The sequence below is a fragment of the Marinobacter panjinensis genome, from assembly GCF_005298175.1.
In the GTDB taxonomy this organism is placed as follows: domain Bacteria; phylum Pseudomonadota; class Gammaproteobacteria; order Pseudomonadales; family Oleiphilaceae; genus Marinobacter; species Marinobacter panjinensis.
Genome location: NZ_SZYH01000001.1, coordinates 810548 through 824755, shown reverse-complemented (window position 1 = coordinate 824755; position 14208 = coordinate 810548). Strand labels below are relative to the sequence as shown.

Sequence of the window (14208 nt, the reverse complement as noted above, 5' to 3'; positions counted from 1 at the left end):
ATCTCTGCGGCCATATCCCATTTTAAGGTAAGCGCCGGTTTCGCTTGGTTCATACCACGCGTGGTTTCGGTAACGGAATAATAAATTTTCCACCGCCCCTTCGGTATTCTTCCTGTTGAGTCATTACCTCATTCGCAAAGTTCCAGGCCAATATGAGGATGTAATCCGGGTTTTCTTCTGCAATCGCCTCGACCGGGCGAACCGGAATGTGCATGCCGGGTGAGTAGAGGCCGTGCTTGAGCGTGTTTTTATCAACGATAACCGGCAACGTTTCTGTTCCAATACCGTAGTAGTTGAGCAGTGTGTTGCCTTTTGCTGAGGCGCCGTAACCGATAATCGATTTTCCCTCGGCCTTTAGATCATCGAGGATTGACAGCAATTTATCGCGAATGCCTTCCACCGAGGTTTCAAAGCGCTTGTAAGCATTTGCATCAAGTAGTCCGGCCTTCTTTTCCTCGTCAAGCCATTCCTGTACATAGGGAGAAATAGTTACTTCGTCGTCAGCAAATCTGGCGTAAACACGCATAGAACCACCCTGAACATCGATGGACTCAATGTCGTAAATTTCCATGCCAAATCCGCGGTAGAGATCAGACAGAGATTTAACGCTGAAAACAGACACATGCTCGTGATAAATGTTATCGAACATCAGGTTGTTGAAGTACTGGAGGGCCTGAGGTACCTCGACAATAAACGTGCCATCCTGCTTCAGCAAAATACGGATGCCATCCATGAAGTCATGCAAGTTGTCGATATGGTTAAAGGTGTTGTTCGATGTAATGACTTTCGCTTTACCGTGTTGCTTGAGCGCCAGTTTGGCCGTCTCAGCGTTAAAGTACTCACTGATGACCGTGAGATTCTTCTCCTTGGCCATCTGGCCGATATTTTCTGCCGGGTCAATGCCCAGAGTCTTAATGCCAACATCATTCGCTGATTTAAGCAGCAAACCATCGTTGCAGCCGATATCCACGAATAGGTCTTCGGAGTTTGTTAGCAACGTACTCTTGATTTTTTTTGCAAGATCGGCGAAGTGAACATGGGCCAGGGCTCCGGTCGATGGCACCCAGAGGTAGTGGCGGAAAAAATCAGGTGGTAATCGATTCGGAACCTGTATCAGGCCGCACTGCAAACAGGCATGAGTGTTGAGGTCGAAAAGCTTCTCTTTATGCAGTTTCTCCCGTTCGAGGAATCCTTGAGCCGGACCGTGCGGGCCCAAAGGCAGAAACATGAACATATCTGTGCTTTCACAGCATCGGCAAAAGTGGCTGGCTCTTTCGGACATGACGTTTCCTGCCTGAAAAATGAGTGGGTTGAACCGCAATCGGCACTACCATTTTTTCCAAGGGGGAGTGCCGTTTTCCCATAGCTCGTTGACCAGCGCCACATCGCGTATCGTATCCATGCATTGCCAGAAACCCTTGTGCTTGTACGCGGCTAACTGATTATCCGAGGCAAGCTTCTCCAATGATTCCTTCTCAAAACTGGTTTCGTCGCCACTGATGTAGTCAATGACACCGGGTTCCAGTACGAAAAAACCACCGTTTATCCAGCCTTCGCCAATTTGAGGTTTTTCAATGAACTCTTTGACAATCCCGTCGTCGAAGGAGATTCCGCCGAAACGGGCAGGGGGGCGAACCGCAGTAACGGTAGCGAGGCGACCGTGACTCTTATGGAACTTGAGCAGCGCATTGATATCCACGTCTGCGACACCGTCACCATAGGTCATCATAAACGTGCCATCGCCGACCCACGGTTTCATGCGGCGGATCCGGCCCCCAGTGTTGGTTAACCTGCCCGTTTCAATCAAGTTAACGATCCAATTCTCACTGGAGGAATCGGCTCGTTCCTCTACTGTAATCTGGCCACTACCGGTCTCGATACGCAGATGGTTTTGCCGGTGGTAGTAATTGATAAAAAAATCCTTGATGGATTCACTCTTGTAGCCCAGCGCGGTGTAAAACTCATGAAAGCCCTGGCTACTGTATATTTTCATAATGTGCCAGAGAATCGGTTTGCCACCTATTTCAACCATGGGTTTTGGTTTCAGTTGTGTCTCTTCCGATAAGCGCGTGCCTAAACCGCCGGCGAGGATAATCGTTTTCATATCGCTTTCCCTGCTTGTTGCAAAGGGCCTTAACACTTGGCCCACGATGTGTTGAAGGCCGTAAATGGTCCAAAATGACTCCGATAGTTCAACAGTTCAACTTTCTGCCACCTGACGCAGCACCGCCAGGGTTTTTTTTGCGCATTTGTCCCAACGAAGCTCTTTAGCACGCTCTAGTCCGCGTTCTTTAAGCTTCTTATGAAGCTGTCGATCGGTCAACACTTCAGCAATGGCTGCACTCAGGTTTTCCTCATCGATGTGGTCAAGCGTGTGGGCATAACCGTTGGCCACTTCCCCGAGCGAAGAACTGGCCGAGGTTATGGCGGGAACGCCACAGGCCATGGCTTCCGGGAGCGTCAGCGAGAATCCTTCCGTATTGGCGGGCATCACAAAGAGATCTGCAGCGTTATAAATAGGAATAATGCCACCGTGATTCTCGAAGGTGCCGCCAAAATGCACAACGCTGTCTTCAACTCCGGCATCTCGCGCCAGTTGGCCTATGGGAATACCTTCCTTATTCTGGCCGACGAGGAAAAGCGCATGAGGTAGGTCCTGCTGCTTTTTTGCTTTCGCGAAAGCTTTTATCAGCGTTGGAATGTTGCGACGTGCTGACATGGTCCCGACAAAAAGCACATAAGGTCGATCTTCGCCGATATACCTGACGCGGGTATGCCTCAAAATAGTATCCGCTTGATCATCTTCCAGGGGCTTGAATTTATCGTCTACGCCTAGCCAAATGACGTCGACCTTGTCTGGCGAAATTCCATAGTGATTGACGACACGATCTTTGTTGGACTGTGAATTGACAATGACCCGATCGGCAACTTTTGCGCTGAGCCGGTATTTAAGTCCGTATGTAAGGTTGTACCAGAATGAATGCTGGCCTTTCTCAGCTTCATTGACACTGTGGATACACACGACTTTCTTGCCGGACCCAAAAATAGGGAGCGTATAGCTCGGCCCGAAAAGGACATCCATATCTCTGCAATTGAAAGGCAATATCAGGTTTTCCCAGAGTGCATTAGTGAGCCTTGGCCCTACCGTGCGTTCGTAAATGGGCGCACCTTGGCTTTTGATCTGCGGCAGGATTGGAGTGGGGGCAAATAGGGTGATGCTGTCGTTTGGGGTAAGTTGGCGTGACATTGCAGAGACAAGGTAATCGGTGTAGCGGGCCACACCAAACCGAGTGGCATTAAGTCGCCAAGCGCTAACTCCCAACTTCATGATCCTTTTTATCCTGTCGTCGCTTACCGCAGCTGGTCTCCACGCGTTGCAGACTGTGCTCACAGCCGACACCAGCATCTCATGATTCCTTCTCGACCCTATTCATATTAGATGAACCTCCGCGTTTGTGAAAGGAGCTATTCCTCCCAGCGCCGTAGCTGTAAAACCTGTTACCTCACTATGATGAAGCAGGCTGGTATCCATGGGTTGTGAGGTCCATATTCTGGTGCGTGCGCAACATTCGCTGTGGCGTCTTGATGATATAAAATCGCGAATCCATTGCTGGACGGGAGATTTGACCGAGATACACTCAATCTCTCGGGCCGTCCGTCAGGTACAGCCGGAAGTGGTGGTTCATTTAGGAGGCGGCTCAATGGGGCAGCCGTGGACTACCGATTTCAGCCACCTATCAGCCAGCCTCGAAGTGAACCTTCATGGAACGCTTAACCTTATACAAGCAATATCAGAGGAATTAGTTTAGTTTTGACTAAACTATGAAGCCTGTAAATGATCTTCTCATTTCGGTCACTTGTTGATGCAGCCATACGATAATACTGTGATCTGAAAATAATATTAGACCATAATCATGTATAATTCTTTAGTTTTAATCCGACAGTTTCGAACCAGTTTATTGTCTCAATCAATCCTTCTTCAAGACTATATTTGGCTTTCCAGTTTAATACATCATATGCATATTCTGGATTTCCAGTGGTCCGCCACATTTCCCCTGGAATGTTGTCAATAGCGCCTGTTTTTATATCTACCCTATCCCCCATAATAGAAACGACATGACTGACAGCTTGTTTTACAGTTGTTTCTACACCAGTGCAGATATTGAATATTTTTCCAGAGGCCTTATCTGAAAGACATGCCGTAATTATTCCTCTTGTAACGTCATCTATATAAATATAATCTCTTGTTTGCTGGCCAGAAGATATGTTTATAGTATGTCCCTTCATTGCCTGAGTAATGGCATACGGGATTAGTCGGTAGGGCGCTTCGTATGGACCATACACAGCAAACGGTCTGAGAATGGTATAATCTATTCCTCTTCGCTCACAATAGCTCTTGGTGATAAGGGTTGCGCTTGCTCTAGTTGCGCCGTAATCAGAAGTTGGTTGTAATGGTGCAGTTTCGGTCAATCCATAACCAGACCCGTATTCCCCGCTAGTACCAATCAAAACAACTCGTTTAAGTTTTTTTTCATTTGCAAAATTTAGAACATGATAAGTTCCTACTATATTTGTTTGCACCATTCGTTCTACATCATCATCTCGCTGATTGACGCCAGACGCAGAAAAATGCACCAGAATAGTTTGCCCAGGCTTATCTATGTGTAAATCACAAATGTCACGGAGTTCTGTCGTGAATACTAGGTACTTATCTCTATATTTATTAAGTCGCCAATGATCTGATGACCTTCTTGATATCACAATCACGTGAGCTTGGTGTTCTAGGAGCGTTCTGACGAATGCACTTCCTAAAAACCCAGTTGCCCCGGTTACTATGAAAGTACAACCGGCTAATTTTTTTTCAAACTCTTTCATTCTAATCTATCTAACATATTTGGGTGATACTCATCTAGATTTGCATGAGCCCTAAATTTTTCTACCAGATCTGGATTCGATATCAACAATCGTCCATAGGTAACAAGATCAACTAAACCTTGATTGACTTCATTTTGTGCGTCATCTTTAGACAAAGATGCTCCACCAAGAAGTAAGTGCGGCCAAAGAGGTCTGGCTTTTCTTATAACTCTCCCTGAGGTATCAAAATAATTTGCATTTGCGCAACTGATATCCAGCATACGCAAGCCGGCTTTATCCAGACTTGGCAATAAATATTCAAGCATTTCATCAAGGTCTGGCCAATCATACGCACCTCCCATCCATCTAGAAGGCGAAATCCTGACCATTACCTTGTTTTCTCCAAGCTCTTCAAGTATTACAGATGCGAGCTCTAGAGGGAAGCGACACCGCCCTTCAATTGTCCCTCCATATTCGTCATTTCTGTCATTCACTCTTGAATCCAGGAACTGATCCGGAAGATAGCCGTGGGCCATATGCAATTCAACACCATCAAACCCAGCAAGCATACATTTACTTGCCGCCGTTCTAAATTCGTTGATGACGTCTTTGAGTTCGATCTGGGACAACCTTTTTGGTTTTGAATAGGGTTGATTATTTCTCTTGTTGATACCTTTTGCACGTTGATCGGTTGAGCTTACAGGCTGCTGACCATCTGTATAGTCTGTATGAGATATTCGTCCGCAATGATTAAGCTGACAAAAGATTATCCCTCCAGCTTTATGCACAGCATCCGTAACTTTTTTCCAACCAGTAATCTGACTCTCTGTTATTATTCTAGGTGCATTTGGGAACCCGTCGGCAGTGGAGCTTGTTGCTGTCGACTCAGTAATAATCAGACCCACACCATGTTTCGCTCTTCTTGAATAGTACTCTGCCATTTCGGAAGTCGGTACATTATTTCGAGCTGCACTTCGCGTCATCGCTGACATTACTATCCTGCTATTCATGGGACCCAGAATGCTGTTTTCCCATGGATCAGTAATATTCAGATTATTTATCTTATTTTTGGTCATCATTGATTCTCGAGCTTGTCTTGAGGTTTTTAAAATATGGCCTTTCCAAATATTCTCTTAAAGCGTCCCGCCAGTGGCGCTGGTAATTAATACCCTCGCTATCCAATCTATCGTTTCTTGTTACCATGCGTTTTGGTCGTCTTGCATTTTCATTATCATCGAAAACAGCTGAAGAGATGGGAAGCAACTTTATTGCGTTCTCTAATCCCAGGAATTCGATACATGCTAAAGCTACTTCATAAAAGGTGGCTTCGCCCAATGCCCCCATATGGTATATTCCTCTTTTGTCCAATGCGGCTAAAAGCAGGGTATTTAACGCGAGATCTAGAGTATAAGTAGGTTGCCATATACGATCTCCTACTTCAATCGCACATCTTCCATCTTTTTTCATATCCCTTAGTGATCTGACAAACTGTCCTACAAAGTTTTTGTCTTTATCATCCCCGCCAAAAAAACCTGCCATTCGAACGATTAATACATTTTCCAGTTCATCGAGCAGGCTTTGCTCTGCCATAAGTTTGGCCTTTCCATAAACGAAAGGTGGGCACGGTTTTGTTTTTTCTGTAACCGGTAATTCCTGTCCATCAAAAATAAAAACAGACTGGGGATATATAACCAGTGCAGAGTTATTCTGCGCAAGCTCAATTATATTTTTAGTCCCTTTATAGTGGACGTTGTATGCAAGATCAGGATTTCTGGTGCACTCGTCGGCATTGGTAAGGCCAGCACAATGAATTATAATATCAGGGTCAAGTGAAGTTAAATTCAGTACGCTGTTCCTATCTGTGACATCTAACCGAGATCTTGAAAAGCAAGACACATTAGCACTCGGTGCTTTGTTCACAAGGCATTCTTCGAAAGCCCTTCCAAGCATTCCGTCGGCACCTGTGATTATTATTGTTTTATCTCTCAGATTATTTAAGTTTGGCGAATTCATTTACGTCTACCTATTACAGATTTTATGCTGCTGATATATTCAATCGGGATATCCCAAGAAAGAACAAGAAAGGTTAAGTACACAACTCCACCGCCAATTATCCTTAATAAGACATGCCAATCGGTCATAAAATACAACAGCGATATACACATAAGAAAGCCTGCTAGAGCAGGTTTAATTAGGATCGGCAAGCCTGGCAGCCATTTATGTTTCCAGACTAAACCAGCTGTAAAGATTACAAACATTAGTTCCGATATAGCAGTGGCCAGCGCTGCCCCCATTATCCCATGCGGGATTATGAGGAATGCATTTAGTATCAGATTAGCACATGCAGCAATGGCAAGAAATAAAGTTTGCATTTTAAGTTTATTTAGTGCAAGGAATATTCCGTTCATCGACCCCTGTAGAAACAGGATTCCTGTGCTGACGAGCAATATCCTCAAGGCTGTGTCTGCGGCCGCAAAGGGCTTACCAAATAGAAATACAAGCAAGTCAGGAGCTACGATTATGCCGCCGACAATTAGAGGAAGCCCAACGGACCATGACAACCAAATTGATTCAGATAGCACACCTGCAGCCTTTTCCGTATCACTGAAGACCAGATCAATATCAACGGATAAGCGAGGGAAATTTCGGAAAAACAGGTTTATGGCAGTGCCCCCTTTGAGAGCGAAAGACTCATGCTCGGCTACGTAGAGCAACAGCTGTAACAATAGTTGAACCTGTTGAAAGTACTAAGCTCGTCTATCCATGCTCACTCTCGTCATGCATCTCTCTGGGTATGGTTATGGCCCACCTGGGGTGAAGTCGGCCGTGTTGCGGCAGGCTCCCAGAAGAGCATCGACCTTCTTCGGTGATAGGTTTGATAGCCCCTGCATTAGTGCATCGGCGTGTTCAAAACTTACAGCTGAGGGTACTTCTGTCAGCACTTCCAGTAGAGCTTTTTCAGGTGAGCCATAAGCCTCTTCGGTCATGTCGCCATGGAGAATGCTCCAGGAGACCTGAGCAGCAAATTTTTCTACGTCCGGGGTCAGGTGTTGTCTACCGTTGAGAACGCGCTTGATGACTTTCAATTCAATCGAAAGCTGGCTCAATGGAGCCGCTGAAGGGGCGTCTGCAAGTGCTTTTGCGAAGCCGAGGAGGTCGTCTTTTGGGGGGGGGTGTTAAGCGACTGGTTTTACGTGTATGGCCGGGAGGGAAGGGCTTAAACCTGCAACACTCTGCATATCATCCGGATAGTCGACACACTACCGAATATTGAAAACAAAACGGACCACTGTATAAGTAAATCGTTTTGCGGAAGTATTGCGGAAGGTTTTTTCGGTGCTTGTAAGTTGCTGAAAAATGGTAGGACCAGGCAGATTTGAACTGCCGACCTCTGCCATGTCAAGGCAGCGCTCTAACCAACTGAGCTATGGTCCTGTGTTTTGCAACGGGAACGAAATATACTGATTCCGATGGGCGTGGTCAACCTCTTTCAGGCGGTTTTCTGCTTTCTGGTCCAGCCTCTTACCGCCTTGCTGATTACACCCCAACGATTGATCAACAGTGCCAGGAAGATCAGCCCGCAGCCCGCCAGTTGAGTAGCGGACATGGTTTCGCTGAACCAGCCGGCAGCAAAGAGCGCAACCCATACCGGCTCCAGCACCAGAATCACCACGCCATGGCTGTGGACGGACAGGCTCTGGGCGTAAGTCTGCAGCAGAAAACGCCCCGCAGTGCCGACCACGGCACTGGCGATGACCCACATGGCTAGCATGCCGGAGAAGTTTTGCAGGGTGGGTGTCCAGGGCTCAAGGAAGGTGGATTCCACCAATGTGACGGCGCCTACAGTGAGCAGAGCGATGGAGGTCAGGGGTAGGGCGGGCACTCGGTGTTTTTCAACGGTCTTACCTTTGCGATTGACCACCGTGCGCTGATTGGCGGCCCGGGTGTTCAGCGTGAAGTACAGCGCAAAAATAAACGCCGCACCCACAAAGAATAACTGTCCGATTTCCGGCCTGAATCCGTTCCTTAACGAAAGCAGCGCCAGCCCACTGACAGCCACCGGAATCGCAAACCAGGTACTCAGGGGCTGCTCCTCCCGGAATATCACCCGGGCAAGCACCGGTACTATCACCACACCCAGGCTGGTCAGAAAGGCGCTTTCTCCAACGTGAGTAGCGTGAAACAGCCCCATCACCCAGCAGCTCATGGCTACGCCGAACACCAGACCCACGCCGGCACTCCGCTTGACCTGGTCCAGGCTCAGCCTTCTCAGCGATGGCCAGGCAATTGCCGCCAGCACGGAGCCTGCCAACAGGAATCGCAGGGCCATAAACATCAGTGGCGGCATCAGCAATACCGCTTCCTTGGAAAACATCCAGCTGATAGCGGCCATCAGGGTAACAACAACCAGTAACAGGTCGGATTTATGGGTGTTCGAGAGAGGCATTCACAACCGCCTTGCAGAGGATCGACTGGGCCCGGCCAATGAGCGGGACAGCGGCGGAGTTTATCATGGAAGGGTGAAAATGGCTCTTCCGTGAGCCGGTTGATACTCCTGTGGGCGGGTGAGCCCTTTGGTTGTTTCTATCAGTTATTGAGCGTGTTGTAGACCAGCGTCGACATGTCGGTCTGGTCAGAGCCGGGCACCTCTACGTAGCGGTCACCGGAACCCCACCATTGCCACCAGGCGCGCTTGTTGTACGTGCGGCTGGCGAAGTCCACCTGAAGCCCGTTCAGGGTTGTATTGTTCACTACTGGCACCGAGATATTACCGGTTTCCGATCCCAGAACACCGCTGTGGGAAACGCCTTCGTTCATCAGGATCGGGAAGTGGTTGTAATACAGGCCTGACGGGCCGTTCTGGCTGGACACCTTGCCCGCCAGGCTGAGGTTGGAGGTGCACGAGTCGATGCCGTTACCGGTGGTGGCGCCACAGGCAGAGTGGGTGGGAACCACGCCATCGTCCGTGCCGGCAATGAATGGTTTGGTGATGCCCCCATAAGAGGAGCCACCGGCCACAAACCGCAACCTTGGAATATTGTTGGGGCTCACTGCCAAATTGCGTGCGGCGTTGGTTTGCAGATCGTTAACCACGCCCAGCTTGCCCGGCTCCGGTTCGATGCCGGTGAAGGCACGGACCGCCTGTTTCAGTGGCCAGTTGTACCAGCTGTCGTTGTAGGCAATACTCATGGCCAGGTCTGCCAGCTCGGTTCCGCCGCCGGCACCGGAGTAGTCAATGGCAGCCAGGATCCTCAGGGGCTGAAGCCCTTCGGCCTGAAGCCAGCGCGCCTGGTTCTCCAGTAGGTAGCGGGTGACCAGGTCACCAGTGGAATGGGAAACCACAATGCAGTAGTCGTTGCACAGGCCCTGTTGGCTGATCTGCCGCAGTTGCTCATAAGCCTGCTGAGCGATATTGCCTTCCACCCGGCCATTGCTGCCCCAGTCAATCCGGGCGTCGGAACGGGATAACCAGAAGGTTCGCCAGTAGTCCTCGCCGGCGCTCTTTACTGCGTCGAAGTTGGCAGGTGGGTTGGCCAGGTCTTCCTGCTGGAACCCGTGAACCAGAACCACGTTGTGGCCGGCCAGCTGGGCCTGGGCGGTACCGGCAAACAGGCCACCGGCTACGACGACCGCGAGAGCGGTCTTACAGGCACTTTGCTTTCTTGTTTTCATAGAAGCTCCGTCTTTGTTTTATTGTTGTATCAGAACTTGTCCGCCAATTTTTGAAGCAGGGCGGCACGCTGCTCTGATTCGGGGTCGCTCGCCGGGCTGTCGGTCAGCCCATCCAGGTCCGGCGGCGAGAATGAGTAGCCTTCCTCCGGTCCAAAGCCGTAATCCGTGCGGTCGCCGGGCCTGGCCGGCAGGCGGCGGATTTGCAGATTACGCAGTTCCAGTTCGCCGGTGATCTCCCGGTTGGCCAGAACCGAGCCATGGGCCTTCAGCTCCAGGGTGTCGGTGGTTCCATCCAGCCGCTTCTCCGCCTGTAATTGCGCTACTGCACGGCCGTTGTGATAGAGCTGGGCGGCGAGGGCGTAAAAGCCTGGCTCGTTGGCGTCAAAGTGAACCGGTATCACCAGGTCATTGTTGCTGACGCGGGGGCTTCCCAAACCATCGAATTCGCCAAGATCCGGTTCTATAGTCAGGGTGGAAGCATGGCGCACCGGCTTGCCGTCGACACTGGCTTCGACAATCAGGCGATATTCGCCCGGCTCTGCATCAGCACTGATCACACCCTCGTAATAGCTGTCCCCCGAATCATTCTTTAGTGAAGAGCTGGCGTGCTGTTGGCGGGACTCCGTGGACTCCAGTGTGACCTCCAGGCGGTCGGACACCACCGATGAACCAGTAATGGTGGCCACCACAAGAATGTCTTCGTCCTGCACAAAACGATACTTTTCAAGCGTGACGGTAAATCGTCCGTCGCCTTCAAGGGGCAGCTCCACCGGTTCGAACCGATTGCCCCTGTAGGCCTGGGCCTGGTCTTCCGAAAGCGGGATGGAATACTCGGGATAGCGGATATTCTGAGTGTACTGATTCGCAGCGCTGGCCAGCATGAAGCCAACCGCATTATCAGGTGGCTTCGGTTTCGGGGGAGGAGATGAGCTGTTGGCCAGGGCAGGTACTTGAGAGTCGGAAGCGTCGGGGAGCGGTTCTGCATGGTTGGCGCCGGTTATCCAGGCGAAGCGGCCCGGGTTTTCAGCCGCCAGCAGGTACCCCAGCCCGATAGCGCCGGATACAACGACTGTAAGGGTCAACAGAGCCCGCAGTGGCATCATCCGATCCTTGTTGGTGGCATTTTTTTATATTGTTGTCCTCTTAACATAACGGGCCAAATTTGGTTCTGGCAAAAATTTGCCCCGATTGTGTAACAATATGTGTCCAGCCTGTGATGCCTGTCACATCTTTCAGGGCCAGCCGGAATCCCGCACCGCTTCCAGACCAAACCGCATGCGAACTTGATCGCCCACCAGGTCGTCCTCGATGCCGTAGGTCATACCCCATTCGCTGCGTTTGATGGTGGTTTCTGCCGTCATGCCAAGGGTGTAGTCTTCATGGCCGATGGGGTATTCAGCGGATTCGTTGAGGGTGACGTCCACGGCCACAGATCGGGTCTGGCCCAGCAGTGTGAGGTCGCCGGTGACAATGCCGGTGTTGTCTCCGGTGGCTTCGAACCCGGTCACTTCAAAGGTGATATCGGGGAACTTTCCGCTGTTGAGAAAGTCGTCCTTGCGCAGGTGGTCGTCCCTTTTGTCGTGGTTGGTAAACACGCTTTTGCTTTTGAACGTCAGCTTGCCGGAGGTGAGTTGTTTCTTTTCCTCGTCGTACTCAAACTGGCCTTCCACATCCCGGAACATGCCCATCACCGGTGCGTAACCGATATGCATGACTTCAAAAGCCATGGAGAAATGCTCGTCATCAATCACATAGGTTTCCGGTTCAGCCAGCGCCGCAGGAGTGGCCAGCGCCAGAGTGACGGCCGTAGTGGTGGAAATGACCGCGGTTGAAAGAAAGGTTTTCATGGCTGTCTCCCTGTTTTATAAAGCCAGCGCAGATCAATAAGAAACGAATAACACAGCAACGCCAGAGCGGTCGCGAGTGTCCAGGTTGCAAAAGCCGTGGAGGCGACAGGCAGTATGGCAACCATCAGGGTCACCACTTGCCAGACACACACGGTTTTGCGTCGAAAGCTTTCAGGCAGTGGCTGGTTCATGAAATCCAGCCAATGGCCGGCGGCCACAAAGGCATAGCGCATCAAGCCCAGTGCCAGTACCCAGATGCCGGCTTTTTCCAGTACTAGCACGGCAACACAGAGCCCCAGGATAAACAGTGCATCCAGCTCCATGTCGAAACGGGCACCAAAAGTGGTTGTGGATTGGGTGGCCCTGGCAATGGCGCCATCAACCCCGTCCAGGATCAAGGCCAGCAAACACAGGGACCCGTAAAGCCACAACCAGTTCCCGAGGCCCGCGATAAAGGGCGCCAGGCTCACCAACAGCACAATCATGGCGGTACGCACGAGGGTTGCACGGTTGGCCCAGCCGAAATCCCGCCCTGCAGGCCAGTAACGGATTATGGGTAGAGCGATGGCCAGATACAGCAACGCCGCTATACCATAGAACCCCGGGGGCATTCGGAACGCGATGCCGGCGCTCGCAACCAGCAGGGCAGTCAGGCCAGCGCCCCAGGCAAGATCTGCGGCGACAGGCAGGTGAAATGTCCGGGTTCGGGAATCCATCATCAAACCTCTGCGTATGTGCTCTTCTATGCATCATTCTCTATGAACTATAGTTGCTTACGTGCGCTGTAAGGAAACAGACGATATGACAAACGCATTCTGGGTCACCGGTCCCCTGGAAGGGGCCATCCGTGAGGCCACCTTTGACCATCATCCCCCGTCTACAGTAACCGCAGATAATCCCGCGGTCGAAGTACAGGCGCTGTATTCGGGCATCAGCCGCGGAACCGAGGCGCTGGTGTTTACCAATCAGGTGCCGGAGTCCGAGTTCCACACCATGCGGGCACCGTTCCAGGAAGGTGAGTTTCCATTTCCGGTCAAGTACGGGTATGCCAATGTCGGGCAGGTAACGTCTGGCCCCGGTGATCTGCACGGTCGGTTCGTGTTTTGCCTGTTTCCCCACCAGACGGTCTATCGTGTGCCGGCCTCTGCCGTTGTGCCTCTGCCAGAAGGGTTGCCGCCCGGTCGGGCTGTACTGGCGGCAAATATGGAAACGGCGGTGAATGGTCTTTGGGATGCCGCGCCCCGGATCGGGGACCGAATTGCTGTGGTGGGCCTTGGGGTTGTCGGCCTGCTGGTGGCATGGCTTGCCAGCCGGATACCGGGCGCCCGCGTCAAAGCTGTGGACACCAACCCCGGCCGCCAGGCTGTGGCGGAATCCCTGGGGCTCGATTTTCAGACCCATTGCGAGCATAACGACCATGACCTGGTTATCCACGCCAGTGGCCAGCCCGCAGGTCTTGAAACCGCCCTGAGCCTGGCCGGTATGGAAGGGCGCATTATTGAAATGAGCTGGTACGGCGCGCAGACCGTGCCCTTGCCCCTTGGCCACGCCTTTCATTCCCGGCGCCTGACCATTCGTTCAAGCCAGGTTGGTCATCTTCATCCGTTACAGGTGCCACGCTGGCATTATCGCGACCGCATGTCTCTGGCACTGGATCTGTTAAGGGACGAAGTCCTCGACAACCTCATCACCGGGGAAAGCCCCTTTGAATCACTGCCAGAGGTCATGGCATCACTCGCTGGTGACGGGGGCAGTGCCAGCGCCTGTGCGTCTGAAACCCTGTGCCATCGTATTGTCTTCAACTGCCACTGAATTCATTCATCTGCAGAAAGGA

At 51.0% G+C, this 14208-nt stretch carries 15 protein-coding genes and 1 tRNA gene; 2 read left to right on the top strand and 14 right to left on the bottom strand.

Annotated features, from left to right (window positions below; translation table 11 throughout):
• Positions 1-49 precede the first annotated feature (49 nt).
• The 3 genes from FDP08_RS03710 to FDP08_RS03700 form a co-directional block, all read right to left on the bottom strand.
• Positions 50-1282: a class I SAM-dependent methyltransferase gene (locus FDP08_RS03710; protein WP_137434674.1), complete on the bottom strand. Its 1233-nt coding sequence runs from the start codon at positions 1280-1282 to the stop codon at positions 50-52.
• A gap of 45 nt (positions 1283-1327) precedes the next feature.
• Positions 1328-2104, bottom strand: a complete 777-nt coding sequence (rfbF, locus tag FDP08_RS03705; protein WP_137434673.1) for a glucose-1-phosphate cytidylyltransferase — start codon at positions 2102-2104, stop codon at positions 1328-1330.
• Positions 2105-2200: 96 nt separating this feature from the next.
• Positions 2201-3328 carry a glycosyltransferase family 4 protein gene (locus tag FDP08_RS03700; protein WP_170978967.1) on the bottom strand — a complete coding sequence of 376 codons (1128 nt, stop codon included), beginning with the start codon at positions 3326-3328 and terminating at the stop codon, positions 2201-2203.
• A 202-nt stretch (positions 3329-3530) separates the two neighbouring features.
• On the opposite strand from FDP08_RS03700, the gene FDP08_RS20685 reads away from it, so the two are divergent.
• On the top strand, positions 3531-3809 hold the full coding sequence (locus FDP08_RS20685) for a GDP-mannose 4,6-dehydratase (protein WP_137434671.1): 279 nt from the start codon (positions 3531-3533) through the stop codon (positions 3807-3809).
• A gap of 103 nt (positions 3810-3912) precedes the next feature.
• Here FDP08_RS20685 and FDP08_RS03690 read toward each other — a convergent pair whose 3' ends face one another.
• From FDP08_RS03690 to FDP08_RS03640, 11 genes are all read right to left on the bottom strand, one after another.
• The gene (locus tag FDP08_RS03690) at positions 3913-4875 is read right to left on the bottom strand and encodes an NAD-dependent epimerase/dehydratase family protein (protein WP_137434670.1); all 963 of its coding nucleotides are present in this window, start codon (positions 4873-4875) and stop codon (positions 3913-3915) included.
• Entirely contained in the window at positions 4872-5933 is a 1062-nt protein-coding gene (locus FDP08_RS03685; protein WP_137434669.1) for an oxidoreductase, read from the bottom strand. Before FDP08_RS03685 ends, FDP08_RS03690 begins: the two co-directional genes overlap by 4 nt.
• Positions 5917-6867 (bottom strand): SDR family oxidoreductase, encoded by a 951-nt coding sequence (locus FDP08_RS03680; RefSeq protein WP_137434668.1) that lies wholly within the window; start codon positions 6865-6867, stop codon positions 5917-5919. The genes FDP08_RS03685 and FDP08_RS03680 overlap by 17 nt, the downstream gene beginning before the upstream one ends.
• Positions 6864-7580: a nucleotidyl transferase AbiEii/AbiGii toxin family protein gene (locus FDP08_RS20415; protein WP_427901836.1), complete on the bottom strand. Its 717-nt coding sequence runs from the start codon at positions 7578-7580 to the stop codon at positions 6864-6866. The genes FDP08_RS03680 and FDP08_RS20415 overlap by 4 nt, the downstream gene beginning before the upstream one ends.
• Positions 7581-7652: 72 nt before the next feature.
• Positions 7653-7961, bottom strand: a complete 309-nt coding sequence (locus FDP08_RS20410; protein ID WP_228263227.1) for a type IV toxin-antitoxin system AbiEi family antitoxin domain-containing protein — start codon at positions 7959-7961, stop codon at positions 7653-7655.
• A 251-nt stretch (positions 7962-8212) separates the two neighbouring features.
• A tRNA-Val gene (locus FDP08_RS03665) sits at positions 8213-8289 on the bottom strand.
• 55 nt (positions 8290-8344) lie between these two features.
• Positions 8345-9301 carry a DMT family transporter gene (locus tag FDP08_RS03660; protein ID WP_137434667.1) on the bottom strand — a complete coding sequence of 319 codons (957 nt, stop codon included), beginning with the start codon at positions 9299-9301 and terminating at the stop codon, positions 8345-8347.
• A 140-nt stretch (positions 9302-9441) separates the two neighbouring features.
• The gene (locus FDP08_RS03655; protein WP_137434666.1) at positions 9442-10527 is read right to left on the bottom strand and encodes a hypothetical protein; all 1086 of its coding nucleotides are present in this window, start codon (positions 10525-10527) and stop codon (positions 9442-9444) included.
• A 29-nt stretch (positions 10528-10556) separates the two neighbouring features.
• Positions 10557-11627: a hypothetical protein gene (locus FDP08_RS03650; protein WP_137434665.1), complete on the bottom strand. Its 1071-nt coding sequence runs from the start codon at positions 11625-11627 to the stop codon at positions 10557-10559.
• 132 nt (positions 11628-11759) lie between these two features.
• A complete protein-coding gene (locus tag FDP08_RS03645; protein WP_137434664.1) occupies positions 11760-12374 on the bottom strand; it encodes a YceI family protein in 615 nt (204 codons plus the stop codon).
• Entirely contained in the window at positions 12371-13093 is a 723-nt protein-coding gene (locus FDP08_RS03640; RefSeq protein ID WP_137434663.1) for a CDP-alcohol phosphatidyltransferase family protein, read from the bottom strand. Before FDP08_RS03640 ends, FDP08_RS03645 begins: the two co-directional genes overlap by 4 nt.
• Before the next feature lie 82 nt (positions 13094-13175).
• On the opposite strand from FDP08_RS03640, the gene FDP08_RS03635 reads away from it, so the two are divergent.
• The gene (locus FDP08_RS03635) at positions 13176-14186 is read left to right on the top strand and encodes a zinc-dependent alcohol dehydrogenase (protein WP_137434662.1); all 1011 of its coding nucleotides are present in this window, start codon (positions 13176-13178) and stop codon (positions 14184-14186) included.
• Positions 14187-14208 lie beyond the last annotated feature (22 nt).

Excerpts from the sequence above, each read along its gene's own strand:
- FDP08_RS03640 (WP_137434663.1), bottom strand. The coding sequence starts at position 13,093 with ATGATGGATTCCCGAACCCGGACATTTCACCTGCCTGTCGCCGCAGAT.
- FDP08_RS03650 (WP_137434665.1), bottom strand. The coding sequence starts at position 11,627 with ATGCCACTGCGGGCTCTGTTGACCCTTACAGTCGTTGTATCCGGCGCT.
- FDP08_RS20685 (WP_137434671.1), top strand. The coding sequence starts at position 3,531 with ATGGGTTGTGAGGTCCATATTCTGGTGCGTGCGCAACATTCGCTGTGG.
- FDP08_RS03690 (WP_137434670.1), bottom strand. The coding sequence starts at position 4,875 with ATGAAAGAGTTTGAAAAAAAATTAGCCGGTTGTACTTTCATAGTAACC.
- FDP08_RS03700 (WP_170978967.1), bottom strand. The coding sequence starts at position 3,328 with ATGAAGTTGGGAGTTAGCGCTTGGCGACTTAATGCCACTCGGTTTGGT.
- FDP08_RS03710 (WP_137434674.1), bottom strand. The coding sequence starts at position 1,282 with ATGTCCGAAAGAGCCAGCCACTTTTGCCGATGCTGTGAAAGCACAGAT.
- FDP08_RS03635 (WP_137434662.1), top strand. The coding sequence starts at position 13,176 with ATGACAAACGCATTCTGGGTCACCGGTCCCCTGGAAGGGGCCATCCGT.
- rfbF (WP_137434673.1), bottom strand. The coding sequence starts at position 2,104 with ATGAAAACGATTATCCTCGCCGGCGGTTTAGGCACGCGCTTATCGGAA.
- FDP08_RS03655 (WP_137434666.1), bottom strand. The coding sequence starts at position 10,527 with ATGAAAACAAGAAAGCAAAGTGCCTGTAAGACCGCTCTCGCGGTCGTC.
- FDP08_RS03685 (WP_137434669.1), bottom strand. The coding sequence starts at position 5,933 with ATGATGACCAAAAATAAGATAAATAATCTGAATATTACTGATCCATGG.
- FDP08_RS03680 (WP_137434668.1), bottom strand. The coding sequence starts at position 6,867 with ATGAATTCGCCAAACTTAAATAATCTGAGAGATAAAACAATAATAATC.
- FDP08_RS03645 (WP_137434664.1), bottom strand. The coding sequence starts at position 12,374 with ATGAAAACCTTTCTTTCAACCGCGGTCATTTCCACCACTACGGCCGTC.
- FDP08_RS03660 (WP_137434667.1), bottom strand. The coding sequence starts at position 9,301 with ATGCCTCTCTCGAACACCCATAAATCCGACCTGTTACTGGTTGTTGTT.